This window comes from Dietzia sp. IBK-p2-16D, from assembly GCF_057773085.1.
The window spans coordinates 689,873-705,790 of the sequence record NZ_JBYMTL010000002.1; the positions used below are offsets into that span (position 1 = coordinate 689,873).

Annotated in this window: 12 protein-coding genes; 10 read left to right on the forward strand and 2 right to left on the reverse strand. The window is 71.4% G+C overall.

What is annotated here, in order from left to right; genetic code table 11:
- Positions 1–162 precede the first annotated feature (162 nt).
- The 10 genes from fgd to AC3DE3_RS07635 all read left to right on the forward strand — a co-directional run bounded on the left by fgd (position 163) and on the right by AC3DE3_RS07635 (position 12,412).
- On the forward strand, positions 163–1,182 hold the full coding sequence (gene fgd / locus AC3DE3_RS07590; protein ID WP_488369556.1) for a glucose-6-phosphate dehydrogenase (coenzyme-F420): 1,020 nt from the start codon (positions 163–165) through the stop codon (positions 1,180–1,182).
- Positions 1,179–1,817, forward strand: coding sequence for a suppressor of fused domain protein (locus AC3DE3_RS07595; RefSeq protein WP_067719340.1), 639 nt, complete (start codon positions 1,179–1,181; stop codon positions 1,815–1,817). Before fgd ends, AC3DE3_RS07595 begins: the two co-directional genes overlap by 4 nt.
- 11 nt (positions 1,818–1,828) lie before the next feature.
- On the forward strand, positions 1,829–2,455 hold the full coding sequence (locus tag AC3DE3_RS07600; protein WP_488369557.1) for a methylated-DNA--[protein]-cysteine S-methyltransferase: 627 nt from the start codon (positions 1,829–1,831) through the stop codon (positions 2,453–2,455).
- Between the two features lie 152 nt (positions 2,456–2,607).
- A complete protein-coding gene (gene egtB, locus AC3DE3_RS07605; RefSeq protein ID WP_488369558.1) occupies positions 2,608–3,939 on the forward strand; it encodes an ergothioneine biosynthesis protein EgtB in 1,332 nt (443 codons plus the stop codon).
- Positions 3,936–5,072 (forward strand): L-histidine N(alpha)-methyltransferase, encoded by a 1,137-nt coding sequence (locus tag AC3DE3_RS07610; RefSeq protein ID WP_488369559.1) that lies wholly within the window; start codon positions 3,936–3,938, stop codon positions 5,070–5,072. The genes egtB and AC3DE3_RS07610 overlap by 4 nt, the downstream gene beginning before the upstream one ends.
- A 77-nt stretch (positions 5,073–5,149) precedes the next feature.
- Positions 5,150–5,752 carry a hypothetical protein gene (locus AC3DE3_RS07615; RefSeq protein WP_488369560.1) on the forward strand — a complete coding sequence of 201 codons (603 nt, stop codon included), beginning with the start codon at positions 5,150–5,152 and terminating at the stop codon, positions 5,750–5,752.
- A 70-nt stretch (positions 5,753–5,822) separates the two neighbouring features.
- Positions 5,823–7,112, forward strand: coding sequence for an HNH endonuclease signature motif containing protein (locus tag AC3DE3_RS07620; RefSeq protein WP_488369561.1), 1,290 nt, complete (start codon positions 5,823–5,825; stop codon positions 7,110–7,112).
- 190 nt (positions 7,113–7,302) lie between these two features.
- Entirely contained in the window at positions 7,303–9,540 is a 2,238-nt protein-coding gene (gene pta, locus AC3DE3_RS07625) for a phosphate acetyltransferase (protein WP_488369639.1), read from the forward strand.
- On the forward strand, positions 9,537–10,748 hold the full coding sequence (locus AC3DE3_RS07630; RefSeq protein ID WP_488369562.1) for an acetate/propionate family kinase: 1,212 nt from the start codon (positions 9,537–9,539) through the stop codon (positions 10,746–10,748). The genes pta and AC3DE3_RS07630 overlap by 4 nt, the downstream gene beginning before the upstream one ends.
- 242 nt (positions 10,749–10,990) lie before the next feature.
- On the forward strand, positions 10,991–12,412 hold the full coding sequence (locus AC3DE3_RS07635) for a thrombospondin type 3 repeat-containing protein (RefSeq protein WP_488369563.1): 1,422 nt from the start codon (positions 10,991–10,993) through the stop codon (positions 12,410–12,412).
- Between the two features lie 49 nt (positions 12,413–12,461).
- Here AC3DE3_RS07635 and AC3DE3_RS07640 read toward each other — a convergent pair whose 3' ends face one another.
- A complete protein-coding gene (locus AC3DE3_RS07640; RefSeq protein WP_488369564.1) occupies positions 12,462–14,903 on the reverse strand; it encodes a serine/threonine protein kinase in 2,442 nt (813 codons plus the stop codon).
- Positions 14,900–15,907 (reverse strand): glutamate ABC transporter substrate-binding protein, encoded by a 1,008-nt coding sequence (locus tag AC3DE3_RS07645; protein WP_488369640.1) that lies wholly within the window; start codon positions 15,905–15,907, stop codon positions 14,900–14,902. Before AC3DE3_RS07645 ends, AC3DE3_RS07640 begins: the two co-directional genes overlap by 4 nt.
- Positions 15,908–15,918 lie beyond the last annotated feature (11 nt).

Here is a 15,918-nt window from a genome sequence, read left to right on the forward strand (position 1 = left end):
TGGATTTGGAGTGGGCTCCGACATTCGAGGAGGTCAGGGCGGTGCAAGGGGGAGCGGCTGTCAACCCGTGCACCCCCAACCTGGCTCGCTGGCATACTCGGCCCCGTGCCCCGCGCGCGCCAGAGGTGAATCTGGTCACATGCCTACCTGCAGGAGAAGCCGATGCCCGACACCCCGTCCCTGAAGCTCGGTTACAAGGCGTCGGCCGAGCAGTTCGGTCCGCGTGATCTGGTGGAGTTCGCCGTGATGGCGGAGCGGGCGGGGATGGATTCGGCGACGGTGTCGGATCATTTCCAGCCCTGGCGCCACGACGGCGGCCACGCACCGTTCTCGTTGGCGTGGATGACGGCGGTGGGCGAGCGCACCGAGCGGCTGCAGTTGGGCACCTCGGTCCTGACGCCGACGTTTCGCTACAACCCGGCCGTGCTCGCCCAGGCGTTCGCGACGATGGCGTGCCTGTACCCGGGACGGGTGTTCCTGGGTGTGGGCACGGGTGAGGCGCTCAATGAGATCGCCACCGGCCACCAGGGCCAGTGGCCGGAGTTCAAGGAGCGTTTCGCGCGCTTGCGTGAGTCGGTCCGGCTCATGCGCGAACTGTGGACCGGTGAGACCACCAACTTCGAGGGCGACTACTACTCGACCAAGGACGCGTTCCTCTATGACGTGCCCGAGGGTGGCGTGCCGGTGTACGTGGCGGCGGGTGGTCCGGTGGTGGCCAAGTACGCCGGCCGGGTGGGCGACGGGTTCATCTGCACCTCCGGCAAGGGGATGGAGCTGTACACCGACAAGCTGCTGCCCGCCGTCGAGGAGGGCGCGGGGATCAACGAGCGGGACTCGGCGCAGATCGATCGGATGATCGAGATCAAGATCTCCTACGACCCCGACCCGGAGAAGGCGTTGGAGAACTGCCGCTTCTGGGCGCCGCTGTCGTTGACTCCGGAACAGAAACACTCGGTGGATTCGCCGCGGGAGATGGAGCGCCTGGCCGACGAGCTGCCGATCGAGCAGGTGGCCAAGCGCTGGATCGTCGCCTCGGACCCCGACGAGGCCGTCGAGCAGGTCAAGAAATACGTCGATGCCGGCCTGAACCACCTGGTCTTCCACGCCCCCGGCCACGACCAGAAACGCTTCCTCGACCTGTTCACATCCGACCTCGAACCGCGACTGCGAGCCCTTGCATGAGTAACGAGAACAACCTCCCCGGCCCGGACACGGCCGATCTCTCCGGCCTCGAGGGCATCCTCGGCCACAAGGAATCGGTCCGCGTCCTGCGCTATCCGCACGAGACCGAGCCGGATGAGGAGGGTCAGACCACGGAGTGGCATTGCGACATCGTCGTCGTCGACGACGTTCCCGCGCCCGGCTTCTCCACCTACGCCACCGTGGGCGCCCGCGAGCTCCCCACCAACGTCACCACGCCCGAGGGGCGGCAGATCCGCTCCGAGTTCGTCACCGTCGGCCGCACCGGGCACCGCGCCATGGCCGACGTCCTGGACGCGTGCGCGCTCGCCGTGGCCACCGGTTCCATCCACGTGGCGCCCGGCGCGGTGATCCCCAACGCGGTGGGCCTGGTCGATCCCGGCCGCACGTGCGAGCACCTGGTCCTCACGCCGCCGTTCCTGTGGCCCGACCTGCAGGTGGTCGACGAGACCGGCGGGCCCGACGGCACCGGCCCCCTGCTCACGCGGCTGCAGGCCGTGCCGATCACCACCGCGGAGATGTCGGCCATCGGCCGCGACGGCGCCGACGCCCTGTTCGAGCGGCTCGACACCGCCGACGCCGACGTCACCAACCCGGACCGCCCGAGCGTGGTGTGAGTGGGGCTCGTGTGAGCGCGCCCGCGCCCGCGCCCCGGACGCCCGGCGGCGTGGCCCGCCTGCTCGACACGGCGGCCGGGCTGATGATCGTCGAGGCCACGCCCGACGGCATCGCCCGCCTGGTCCAGGTGGATGCGGAGCAGGTGGACGCCGACCAGCTCGACCACGACGAAGCCGCCCCGACCTGGTTCAACGTGAAACATCACGACGACGACGACGAGGGCCACGATCCCGAGCCCGGCGCAGCGGCGGAGCACCTCGCCCACCTGGCGGAACAGGTGGAGGGTTACCTGGCCGGGAGGCGCCGCGAGTTCGACGTCCCGCTGGACTGGTCCGCGGCCGGGGTCCACGACGAGTTCTCGCGTGAGGTCTACCGCGAGATCCAGCGCATCCCCTACGGCGAGACCTCCAGTTACGGGCAGGTCAGCATCGACGCGGGACGGCCCCGCAACGCCCGTCGTGTCGGCCGTCTGTGCACGCTGGTGCCGGTGCCGTTCGTCATCCCCGTCCACCGGGTGATCCGCGCCGATGGCGGAATGGGGAACTGCCCCGAGTACCGGCTGCGGTTGCTCGAGCACGAGCGTCGCAACGTCGCCGCCGAGCGCGCCGGGAAGGCCGGGCCGCTTCCGTTCCGGTAGCCGTCACCGCTGTTCCCGGTGTTGCGCTTCGGACAGTCGCCGCGAGCGGTGGGACAGCGGCCACCCCGTGGTTAGTGTGGCGGTCAGCGTCGGGGGCTGAGGTCCCGCTGGCGCCGAACGACTGCCGTCGACCACCACCCACGGGGGAAGCCATGACCGTCGGATCCGTCGCCACCGCCACGCGCACCGAGGGTGTGGCCGAGAAGTTCCAGCGGGTGCGGGGGCTGACCGACTTGCTCGCGTCCCGGCTCAGTCCCGAGGACCAGATCCCCCAGTCGATGACCGCCGCCAGCCCCGCCGCCTGGCACCGGGCGCACACGACGTGGTTCTTCGAGGAGTTCGTGCTGGGCAGGGTGCCGGGGTACACCTCACCCGAGCCGGTGTTCCGCTTCCTGTTCAATTCCTACTACGAGGCGGTCGGCCCGAGGCAGCCGCGGCCGGAGCGTGGACTCATCACGCGCCCGTCGGTCGCGGAGATCGGGGACTTCCGCGCGCGCGTCGACGAGGCCGTCGTCGCCGCCCTCGGATCCGGCCGGGTCGACGAGCGCGGCCTCGAGCTGCTCGAGCTCGGTTGTCATCACGAGCAGCAGCACCAGGAGTTGCTGCTCATGGACATCAAGCACCTCTTCTCCCACAACCCCACCGATCCGGTCTACGTCCACAGGGCCGCGGACCCGGCGGGTGCGGTGCCGGGGGAGACGGGGTGGCTCGCCGTTGACGAAGGGGTCGCGGAGATCGGCGCCCGGGTCCGCGGTGGGGGTGGCGCCGCCGACGACGGTTCCGGCCCTGCGGTCGGCTTCTCCTACGACAACGAACGCCCCCGCCACCGCGTGTGGATCCCCGGCTGTGAGGTCGCCACCCGCCAGGTCACCGTCGGCGAGTGGAAGCAGTTCATGGCCGACGGTGGCTACGCGCGGCCGGAGCTGTGGTTGTCCGACGGCTGGGCGACGGTGCAGGCGGAGGGCTGGGACGCGCCCGGGTACTGGCGCCGGGAGGACGACGGCCCGGCCGGCGGCATCACCGATCCCACGACCGCCGCCGATGGCGAGTGGACCACCTTCACCCTGAGCGGCCGACGCCCGATCGTCGACGCCGAGCCCGTCATCCACGTCTCCTTCTACGAGGCCGACGCCTACGCCCGCTGGGCCGGAGCGAGGCTGCCCACCGAGTTCGAGTGGGAGGTCGCGAGCAGCGGTTGGGAGATCCGCGACGAGCTCGACCCCGACCGGTGCCACCCGTTGCCCGCCGCGGAGCAGGCGATCGGTGGCGTGTGGGAATGGACCTCCAGCGCGTACCTGCCCTACCCGGGGTTCGTCACGGAGGAGGGCGCGGCCGGCGAGTACAACGGCAAGTTCATGTCCGACCAGCACATCCTCCGCGGCGGCAGCGCGTTCACGCCGGCCGGGCACACCCGCCGCACGTACCGGAACTTCTATCCGGCCAGGTCGAGGTGGGCGGCCGCCGGCGTGAGGCTCGCGCGGTGACCGGTGCGCGGGAGGTGGCCACGCTCCGCGGCGCGGACGGGTCGCCAGGGGCGACGGGCGGGGCCACGACGGCGACGACGACAGAGACGACGACAGCGACGACGACGACGATCACCGCCGATCCCGACACCGCCGCCCTCGAATCCGACCTGCGCGACGGCTTTTTCGGCGACCCGCCGACGGTGCCGCCCCGCTGGTTCTACGACGAGAGGGGCAGTCTCCTCTTCGACCAGATCACCCGATTGGCGGAGTACTACCCCACCCGCGCGGAGGCGGAGATCCTCCGGGCGCGGGCCGCGGACATCGTCGGCGATGCCGACACGATGGTCGAGCTCGGCGCCGGGACCTGCGAGAAGACGCGGGTCCTGCTCGACGTCTTCGCCGGCCGTGGCTCTGCCGGTGGCTCGCCCGCCGAGGCCGCGAGCCCCGCCGCCGATCCACACGCCGGCGCCGACACACACACCGCCGCCGCGGGGCCGCTGTTCGTGCCGGTCGACATCAGTACCGAGATGCTCTTCGGCTCCGCTCGCGCGCTCACGGCCGAGTACCCCGGGCTGCGGGTCGTCCCGGTCGTCGGCGACCTCACCGCCCTCGAGGGGCCACTACCGGGCGAGCCCGGAGGTCGCCTCGTGTTGTTCCTCGGCGGCACGATCGGCAACTTCACCGACGCCCAACGCACGGACTTCCTCGCGATGCTGCGCGGACTCACGGACCCGGGCGACCGCGTGGCGCTCGGCTTCGACCTGGTGAAGAGTCCCGAGCGGTTGGTCGCGGCCTACGACGACGCCGACGGCGTCACCGCGGAGTTCAACCTCAACATGCTCGACGTGATCGCCCGGACCGTCGAGTGCGCCGGTCTCGACCGCGTGGACTTCCGCCACGAGGCCGTGTGGAACGCCGGCGAGAGCAGGATCGAGATGTGGTTGCGGGCGATCCGCGACGTGCGAATCCACTTCCCGACGCTGGGGCGCTCGCGAACCCTGTCCGCAGGGGAGGGCATCCGCACCGAGATCGCGCGGAAGTTCGAGCCGGACGCACTGGTGGCCGAGCTCGCGGGGCACGGGTACGTCGGCCCGACCGTGTGGACTGACGACGCCGGGGACTTCGGTCTGGTCCTCGTCGTCGTCGACTAGGTGTGATGTCCAGGGATGCACCGCGACGCCCGCACGGTTGGTCGGCACCGCACAGACACCGAGGAGAGGGGCTCGACGTGATCACCCCAGACCGATCAGACCTCGGTGAACGCGCCCGCCGCCTCCTCGAGGATGCCCGCGCGGTCGAGGCCGCCGTCGATTCATCGGCAGCTGAGCTGTTCCGGCTGGGCGGCGAGGTCGCTCGCGCCGCGACCCGCGGCGAGGCGGCGCGGAGCGGGGCCCACGTCGCGGCCGCGCGGGACGTCGTGAACGGACTGCTCGAGGACCTGGCGGCGATCGCGTCGCTGGTAGACCGGCTCGCCTCGGAACTCGACCGGATGGGTGGTTCCGTGGACGCGCGTGGGACGGGGGCGGTCGGCACGGAGGCCAGCGCGGGGGCGCGCGGCACGCTCGATTCCGTTCGGTGCGTGATCGATGCGGCGGATGATCGGGGCCGTGAGTGCCGGTGGATGGGTGAGTTGGCGACGGACCGGGTGCGGGACTTCGCCGAGTTCGAGCTGCTGCACTCGCAGGCGTCCCAGCACCTCGACCGCAACCGGCTGGACGCGGCCGATGCCGTCATCCCTCGCCTCGTCGCCCTGGACCGCGCGCTGGTGAGCATGGAGGTCGGCACGATGCTCGACGAGCTGAAGTTCCGACTCATGACCTCTCGCGGGTAACCCTCGGCTGACCTGCACGTTCGTGCTCGCAGGCGCTCCGGTGTCGTACGTGTGTTCTATGCTTTGGGTCATGGAACAGGGAGTATGGGACGCGGAGGTGCGGCGCGCCGGGCATGACGAGCCGGCTCCGCTGACCGACGTCCTCGCGTTCCTCGAGGCGTCCGTGGAGACACTCTGCGCGGTCGACTGGTCCGAGCACGATGCCGAGGCACTCGCCAACGCGGTGGGCCGCGTGGAGGTGGTGGCCCGTCGGTTGGATTCCAGCGGATCCCGGGCCACCGCGGAGTTGGCCGCGCTGCACCGCCAGAAGGGACGCACCGCCGGAGGCGTCGCCGCGCTCCTCGCCGAGAAGTTGGGACTGGCGAAGGGCACGGTGCACGGGCGGATCGAGGCCGGCGGGCGCCAGGCCACCCCGGCCGGACGGGCGGCCGCGAGCGGGGAGATCACGGGTGAGCACGAACGGATCATCGCGAGAGCCGTCTCCGGTCTGCCCGGGACGATGGGCGGTGACGCCAAGGCCCGGTTCGCCGAGGAGCTCACGGAGTTCGCCCGCTCGGCCGCGCCCGCCGACCTGCGGACCGAGGCCGCACGCCGCGTGGCGGCCCTGTGTCCCGACCGCGGCAGGGACCGCGAGGAGCACCAGGAGCGGCAGCGATCCGCGCGGCTCGGCGCGGTCCGGTCCGACGGCACCAGCACCCTGACCATGACGCTCACGCCACGCGGTCGTGCACTGGCCGAGAGGGCGCTGTGCGACTTCGGCGGCCCCGGCGGTGCCGTGGAGTGCGAACCGGGATCCGACGAGCGCACCCCCGAGCAGCGGGCCCACGACGCCCTGGTGCACCAGTGGGCGCTCGGCTCGACCGTCGACCCCGCCCGACCCAAGGGCATCGCGACCATCGTCGTGCGGGTGACCCCCGAGCAGCTCGAGGACCCCACGGCGCTCGTGCAGACCGACGCCGGCACCCAGCTCAGCGTCCGGCAGGCCGTCTCCATGGCCGGAACGCTGCCGTGGTTCGTCTCCCTCCTGCGCGACGGCCGAGAAGAGCTGCACCGGATCGACGTGGACGCCCACCCCGAACGACGTCTGGCCTCGGCGATCCAGAGACTGGTCCTCTACGCCGCCCACGGAGGCTGCACCTTCCCCGGGTGCACCGCCCCTGCCAGACGAAGCCAGTTCCACCACGTGCGGGAATGGTCCAGAGGTGGGCCCACGACCGTCGCCAACGGGGCACTCGGCTGTCCCGTCCACCACGGCTTCGTGGGCGACGGCCCCGGTGGGTGGAAAACCGTGGTGAACCCTTGCTCGCCCGGGTCGTGCACGTGGCTGCCGCCCGGCGTCGACAGGCTCACCGATGTGTGACGACCCGCCCCGGACCGGGGTGGGGGATCGGCCCGTCGGGTGTGTACCAGGTGTGCCGCGCCGCGAGCGCTGTCACAATGCCCCCGTGCCCGATTCCCTCCCGCCCGAGTCCACAGCGTCCGATTCCCCGGCCACCGAGTCCGCTCGGACCGAGCCCTCCGCGACCGAACCCGCCGCGGCCGAGTCCTCCATGCCAGGGGCGGCGGTGTCGACCGGGGCCGAGCTGTCGGAGTCCGACGTCGCCGCGCTCTCGATCCCGTCCCAGTCGGTCGGGGAACCGCTCTCCTCGTCGGCCGTCTACGTCGTGGCCCCCGAAGGGGACACGGGCAAGTCGACCGTCGCCCTGGGGTTGCTGCGCATCCTCGCCGGGACCGTCCAGCGGGTCGGGGTGTTCCGCCCCGTCACCGTCGCACCCCGCCCCACCACTCCGGGCATCGACGAGGGCGAGCCGGAGCGCGACCGCATCGTGGAGATGCTGCTCCAGCACGCGACCGTCGACCTCGACTACGAGGATTGCATCGGCGTCACCAACATGCGCGTCCATGAGGACCGGGACGCCGCGCTGAGCGAGATCGTCGACCGGTACCACGCGGTGGCCCGCCAGTGCGACGTCGTGGTCATCGTCGGCACCGACTACACCGGGGTACCCAGCCCGACCGAGTTCGACTTCAACGCGACGGTCGCCGTGAACCTCGGCGCTCCCGTCCTGCTGGTGATCCGCGGAGCCGACCGCTCGCCGACCGAGATCGGCACCAACGCCCGGCTCACCCTCGACGAGCTGCGCGCGGAGCACGCACACCCCGTGGGGGTCGTCGCGAACCGGTGCGATCCCGACGCAATGGAGCAGATCAGGGCCGAACTCAGCACGCTCGACGTGCCCGCGTGGACCCTGCCGGCGCAGTCACTGCTCACCGCCCCCACGATGGGTGAGCTGCTCGAGGCGGTCGACGGTGAGCTCTACTCCGGTGACCCGGCGCTCCTCGACCGCGAGGCGATGGCCGTGATGGTCGGCGGCATGACCGGCGACAGAATCCTGGAACGGCTGGTCGACGGGATGGTGGTCATCGTCCCGGCCGACCGCACGGACGCGCTCCTGGCGATCCTGGCCGCCCACGCCGCCGAGGGCTTCCCCTCCCTGGCCGGGATGATCTGGAACGGCGGAGTCATGCCCAACGCCGCGATGGACAAGCTGGTCCGCGGCATGCGCTCGACCCTGCCCATCGTGTGCACGAAGCACGGCACCTACGACACCGCCCGCCTGGCCGCGGAGACCCGCGGACGCGTCTACTCGGGATCGGGGCGCAAGGTCGAGACCGCGCTCAGCCTCATGGAGAAGCACGTCGACACGGAGGAGTTGCTCGCCCCGCTCCGGGTCGATTCACCGGATGTGATGACCCCGCAGATGTTCGAGCACCAACTCCTCGAGCGTGCGCGGGCCGACAAGCGGCACATCGTGCTCCCCGAGGGCGACGACGACCGCATCCTGCACGCCGCCGGCAGGCTCCTGCGGCGGGACGTGGCGGACCTGACGATCCTCGGCGATCCCGAGGCGATCCGCCGGCGCGCCGACGAACTGGGTATCGACCTGGGCGGAGCGACCCTGATGGACCCGCGCACGAGCGAGCACGCCGACCGGTTCGCCGACGAATACGCCGAGCTGCGCAAGCACAAGGGCATGACGCTGGACGTGGCCCGCGACCGCATCCTGGACATCTCGTACTTCGCCACGATGATGGTGCACACCGGACTCGCGGACGGCATGGTCTCCGGTGCCGCCCACACCACCGCACACACCATCCGCCCCGCACTCGAGATCATCCGGACCCGTCCCGACGTGAAAACCGTGTCCAGCGTGTTCCTCATGTGCCTGGCGGACCACGTACTGGCGTTCGGGGACTGCGCGGTGGTGCCCGACCCCACCGCCCAGCAGCTCGCCGACATCGCCGTGTCCTCCGCCGAGACCGCCTCCCGCTTCGGGATCGACCCGCGCGTGGCGCTGCTCTCCTACTCGACCGGCGACTCCGGCAGCGGCGCCGACGTCGACAAGGTGCGCGAGGCCACCGCCCTGGTGAGGTCCCGGATCGAGGAGGCCACCGACGACGATCCGGTGGCCGGCCTCATCGTGGACGGCCCCCTGCAGTTCGACGCCGCCGTCGACCCCACCGTCGCGACCAAGAAGATGCCGGATTCCCCGGTCGCAGGCCGGGCCACCGTCCTCGTCTTCCCCGACCTCAACACGGGCAACAACACCTACAAGGCCGTGCAGCGGACCGCGGGCGCGGTCGCGATCGGGCCGGTCTTGCAGGGGCTGCGCAAGCCCATCAACGACCTCTCCCGAGGCGCGCTGGTGGAGGACATCGTCAACACGGTCGCGATCACGGCCGTCCAGGCGCAGGGCGCCCCCAACTCCCAGGAAAGCGACTCATGACCCGTGTTCTCGTCATCAATTCCGGATCCTCCTCGCTGAAGCTGCAGATCCTCGACACCGCCGTCGAGGGCGAGCTGGCCTGGGCGCTGGTCGAGAGGATCGGCGAGAGCGTCGGCACGCTGACCGTGCGCCGCAGTGACCTGACCGGAGCACCCGCCGAAGAACGCACGGCGGAGGCCGAGTTCCCCGACCACACCGCCGCGCTCGGCCGCGTGCTGGAGTTGGCGGAGGAACTGCACGTGCACCCCACCGACCTCGGTGTCGAGGCGATCGGGCACCGGGTGGTCCACGGCGGGCCGGCCTTCCACGAGCCGATCGAGGTCACTCCCGCGGTGGAGGCGGACATCGAGGAACTCGAGGTCCTCGCCCCGCTGCACAATCCGGCCAACCTCCGCGGGATCCGGGTGGCCCGCGAACTGCTGCCCGGGTTGCCGCACGTCGCCGTGTTCGACACCGGCTTCTTCCACACCCTTCCCGCCGCCGCCCACACCTACGCCATCGACCGCGAGACGGCCACCAAGTGGGACCTGCGGCGATACGGGTTCCACGGCACCAGTCACGAGTTCGTCTCCCGCCGCACCGCCGACATCCTGGGCCGCCCGTACGGCGAGCTCAACCAGATCGTCCTGCACCTGGGTAACGGTGCGTCGGCGTCGGCGATCGACGGCGGCCGCGCCATGGACACCTCCATGGGACTGACCCCCCTCGAGGGCCTGGTCATGGGCACCCGTCCCGGCGATCTCGACCCCGGCCTGATCATCCACCTCATCCGCGACCGCGGCATGTCGCCCGAGGACGTCTCCACCCTGCTCAATCGCAGGTCGGGCCTGGAGGGACTGGCGGGAGCGCGCGATTTCCGCGAACTCCTGACGCGGGTCGATGACGGCGACGAGGACGCCACGCTCGCCTACGACGTGGTGATCCATCGCCTGCGCCGCTACATCGGCGGCTACTGGGCGGTACTCGGCGTCGTGGACGCGATCACCTTCACCGCCGGTGTGGGGGAGAACGTCGCCCGCCTGCGGGCCGACGCGCTCGCCACCCTGCGCGGCTGGGGAGTGGAGATCGACACCGAGGCCAACGAGAACGGCACCGGTGAGCGCATCATCTCGGCGCCCGGCAGCCGCGTGACGGTCCTCGTGGTGCCCACCGACGAGGAATTGGCGATCGCCCGGGCGTGTGACGAGGTTCTGGGTTTGGGGAAGTAACTCCGTCCACATTTCCTAAGGACCTTTTTAGATATAGAGTGCAGGGGATCCCCGGCGACCGAGCCCGGGCTTGACGAAGTCGGACGATGCCGAACGCCTCACCTCTCTCCCCGGACGCCGGGCCCGCGCGCCCTCCGCGCCCGGGCCCGGCGCAGGGTCCTCGCAGGAGTCGCGGGGTCGTCCCACTCATCCTGGCGGCGGTCGTCACCCTGGTCCTGGCCGGTGCGTCTGTGGCGCGGGCGATGACGGTGGCTCCTCTCGATGCCCACGTCGATCTCGAGTTCTCACTCGACGGGTCCACCTGGACGGACGCCCCGGATCTGGTCCTGGGGTCCTGGGGATGCGACCTGGACGGTGGGTCCGCGGTCCCCGATCCGGCCGGGGCGATCGGCGGCATCCCCGAGGTCGACCCCTGCGCGATGCTCCCGGGCGAGTTCGTCGACCGCAGCTACCACGTCCGCAACGCCACCGACTCGGGCCGAACCGGTCGGTACGAGGTGGGGGTCGGGGACTTCGTGGTGTCGGACGGCGCCGAGTTCGCGGTGCGCTCGACCATCGCCGGTGCCGCGGCCGCCGACTCGGGGACCGTGATGCTGTACGGCCCGGGCACGGGGCAGGCCGGGAGCTCGCCGGCCCGCGGCTCCACGGTGGCAGTCCTCGACCTCGGGCCGGGGGAGTCGGCGAGAGTGGTGGACGAGGTGTCCGTCCCGCTTGACGTCCCCGACACGGCGCAGCGGCAGAGCGTCAGCCCGAGGATGTGGGTGTCGTTCTCCGATGTCGCTGGTGTCGACCGCGACGGCGACGGACTGCCCGACACCACCGAGGACCAGCTCGGCACCGATCCCGCGGACCCGCTCAACCCCCTGCCCGACGGAACGGCTGGAAGGGAGTACGGGCCCGAGCCGTTCCTCCCGACACCGCCGCCGGGCACCACGCTCGACGTCGACGCCGACACACTGCCGCCGGGCATGAGGGTCGTGGATGGTGTCCTGACCGGCACTCCCACCCGCCCCGGCACCTACGACATCGGTTTCACGGTCACCATGCCCGGCGGTGCCACCTACGCCTCGGTACGCCGCGTGGTGGTCCACCCCGCCTCCGGCGGAGGCTCCTCCGACCTGCCGGACTTCGTCTGGCCCGTCATTGTGGGGGGCGTCATCGGAGTGGTGATCGGGATCTTCGGCCCCGGGCTGGGCTCCCTCGCCGGTTCGCTCGGCGGGTCGTCCGACTCGCCCGGTTCATCCGGTTCCGGGGGATCGCGTGGCCCCGGTGGCCCCGGTGGCTCCGGTGGCTCCGCCGGGTCGGACTCGCTGGCGGGCACCACCGCCCCCACCGCCACCGCTCCCACCGCCCCCACCGCCACCGCCCCCACGACCGCGGCCACCACGCCTGATGCGGACCCCGCCACGGACGAGGGCGACGACACCGGTCGGGTCGCGAACGGAGCGTTGACCCCACGCGAGGGGGCGCCGTCGGACGAGTGGATCCGCGCCAATTCGGAGGTCCGTGGGTCGCTGGCGACGACCGGCGTCAGCGGTACCGAGCTCGTGCTGTGGGCGCTCACTGCGGCGGCGGCCGGCGCGACACTCGTCCTGTTCGCGAGGCGCCGCCACGGCGCGCATCACCTCGTTGAGAGCGACCCCGCTCGGGACGGCGAAGGCTGAGCCTTTCCTGCGCTTCCCCGTTCCCCGTTCCCCGTGTGCTCCCGCGGTCTCAGAACAGGGTGCGGGGGCGGATGCTGTTCGCCTGGTCGACGAGCCGGAACCGCTGCTGCCGGGTCTCGGTGGAGCGCGCGAGGGTCCGCAGTACTGTCTCGGCGCCGGACCGGAGCCCGAACTCGGTGAACGGCACGCCCCGCATGAGCGGCGACGGGGACGGTTCGTTGCCCGGCAACTGGATCCAGGACAGCGCCGTGGTCAGGACGGTCAGACGGATCTGGAACGCCCGGTGTTCGCCGGCGGACAGGTTGGTCACGCGGCGGGCGGCCTCGCGCAGGTGCGATTCCTCGGTCTCCCCGAGCGGACGGCCCTGGCACAGCAGGAGGATCGCGGTGAGGTTGGCCAGTGCCGAGTACCGCGAGTTGGGCGGGACGCGGTCGAGTTCCTCGATGGCGGCCGCGACCTCGCCGCGCCGCTGCAGCTGGCGGGCCAGCCCGAACGCCGAGCTGATCACCGAGCGGTCGACCGACCACACCGTGCGATAGAAGTGTTCGCTCGATCGGGCCCAGCGCGCCCGGTCGCTCTCCGGGCACACGTCGAGGATCAGTTCGGCCGTCGCGGCCAACGCCAATTTGGGGCCGTTCTCTCCCGGCATGGCCGAGAGCACCCGCTGGAACTGGGGGTAGGCCCGGACGGGATCCCCCTTGAGCAGGGCGATCACCCCGTCGTACCAGACCAGTCGCCACTCCGCGCTCTTCCGGTGGGCGTTCTGCTCCAGTAACGCCTCCGCCGCAGCGAGGTCGTCGCTCTCGAGGTAGGCGCGGGTGAGCGACATGATGACGCCGACGCTCTCGTGGGCCTCGGACTCGGTGTCCGAGTACAGCTCGCGGAGAGTGTCGATCCGCTGCTCGACCGACGTGTACGACGTCGCGGCGAGGATGCGGCTGGCGGGGTCGGAGGACTCCATCAGCGGCACCGGGAGCGCGTTGACGAGCTCGGACCCGGTGAGCGTCGTGTCGCGGGCGCGCCCGTCGACGAGGAAGTCCGTCGGCTCCACGGTGAACAGCGTCCCGAAGGTCGATCGCTGGGGGGAGAACACCGAGGAGAACGCCGGGTGCGGGACCCCTGTGCGCAGCGCCAGCACCTCGCGCAGCACGCCCATGAGCTGGTTGGCCATCCCGTTGGCGCTGCGGAACCGCGAGTCGGGTTCCTCGTGGGTGGAACGCAGGAGGAACCGGTACAGCGAGTCGTACCGGCTGAACACCGGCTCCTCCATGGGGGAGGGGATCCCGTCCGCGTAGCGACCGTCGACCACCGGCAGTCGCACGATGAGCGAGGCGAGGGTTCGGCCGACGGTGTACAGGTCCGAGGCGATGGTGGGCCCGGTCCGGGGGATCTCCGGGGCCTGGAATCCGGGGGTCCCGTAGATGTGCCCGTAGTCGCCGACGCCCGACACCGCGCCCATGTCGATCAGCTTGACGTGGTCCTCGGTGAGCATGATGTTCTCGGGCTTGAGGTCGTTGTAGACCAGTCCCACCGAGTGCAGGTACGAGAGCGCCTGCAGCACCTCGAGCACGTAGGCGATGGCCTTCTCCACGGGCAGCACCCGCCCCGGCGCCGCCCGTCGGACATCCCGCAGGCTGGGCCCGCCGACGTACTCCATGACGATGTACCCGCCGTGGGTCGGCGAGGTGGCCCAGTCGTCGTGGATGAAGTTGTAGATTCGCACGATCGACGGGTGGGACAGTTCGGCCAGGATCTCCCGCTCGGCGACCGCGACCTCCTGGGCCTCGGCCTGGTCGGCGTGGAGCAGTCCCTTGAGGACCACCCACCGGTCGGACACGTTGTGGTCGACCGCCAGGTAGATCCAGCCCATCCCGCCGTGGGCGAGCGCGCCGCGGACCTCGTACTGATCGGCGACGATGTCGCCGGGCCGCAGCTCGGGCCGCGGGAGCCTGCCGCCGGACGCCTCGCACTCGGCCTCGATGTCCTCGGGCTCCAACATGGCCGAGGTGGGGTCCACGGGGATGATGTACGGCAGGTCGACCAGGCCCTCCGCGGCCTGGCTCGGGCGGTCCTCCGGCTTGTCGGGGTGGCGCAGTCGGAACGGCGTCGACGTGGCGCGATCGCCGGTGGTCATCTCCCCGGTCCGGGCCGACGCGCGGGGGCCGGGCACGGACTCGGTGCGTGACTCGGGATCGTGACCGTGGCCCGCGCCCGGGGCGTGCCCCCTTCCGCCGGTGCCCGCCGCCCCCGCGTCGTCCCCGGCGTGCGGATCGGTCTCGGCCAGGAACCCGGTCATCGATATCGCGCCGGTACCGACGTGCGCGCCGGTGGCCTCGAGATCCCCGGTCGCCTCCATCGCGCCCGTGGCCTCGGTGACCCCGGTCGCTGCGGCTCCGCCCGTCACCGCGACCGCCCCGGTCCGGAGGGTGGCCTGGGTGCCGACGGTCGGCTCGCCGTCCTCGGGCGGGTCGTCCCACTTGCGGTAGCTCATCGCTGCTCCTCCGGCACGTACCTCGGCACCGGCATCCCGGGGCTCGGTCCCAGCCCGGACAACCATGTCGAGTACATGCGGTTCCACGTGCCGTCGGTGCGGATCCGCTCGAGCGTCGAGTTGACCTGTCGGACCAGCCCGTCGGTGTTGTTGCCCGGCGTGGACTTGGCGATGCCCACCCCGTACGGCTCGGCGTCGAGTTGCGGGCCCACGATCTCCAGGTACGGGTCCTGGGCGGTGATGCCCACTAGGATCGCGTCGTCGGTGGTGATCGCGTCCACCTGGTTCTGTTGGATGGCCACCAGGCAGTCCGCCCACGTGTTCACCGACAGGACCGTGATCCGCTCCAACTCCGACCACAACCGCGACGCCGAGGTCGTGCCCGCCGCGACACACACGCGCTTGCCCTCGAGGTGCTCGATCTCCGTGATGCCCGACCCGCGCACCGCCAACACCCGCTGGTAGGCCTGGTAGTAGGGCACCGAGAAGGTCACCCGCTCGCGCCGCGCGCACGTGATGGACATCGACCGGATCACCACGTCCACCTGGTCGTTCTCCAGTGCCTCGAGCCGGTTGGACGACGTCAGCGAGCGGAACTCGACCTGCCGGGGGTCGCCGAAGATGTCGGTGGCGATCTCCCGGGCCAGGTCCACATCGAAACCGGTGAGCTGCCCGCTGGCCGGGTCGCGGAAGGAGAACAGATTGGAGCCCTGGTCCAGCCCCACGATCAGCCGGCCCCGCTGCAGGATGCGGGGCACCCGCTCGGCGGGATCGGCGTCATCCGGCCGCAGACTGGGCAACGGGTCGCAGTTCTCGTCGTCCTCGTCGGGCAGGCCGCCCGGGATGTCCGTAGTGATCACCGCGCCGGCGGGCAGGGGCATCACCGCGTCCACCTCCGGGATCCCCGCCCCTTCCGTCTCGGGAGACTCGGCCACGGCACTCTGTTCCGGCCCGCCGGTGCCGGGGCCGCCCTCGCCGTCGTCGACCCCACACGCCGCCCCCATCGCCAGGGTCG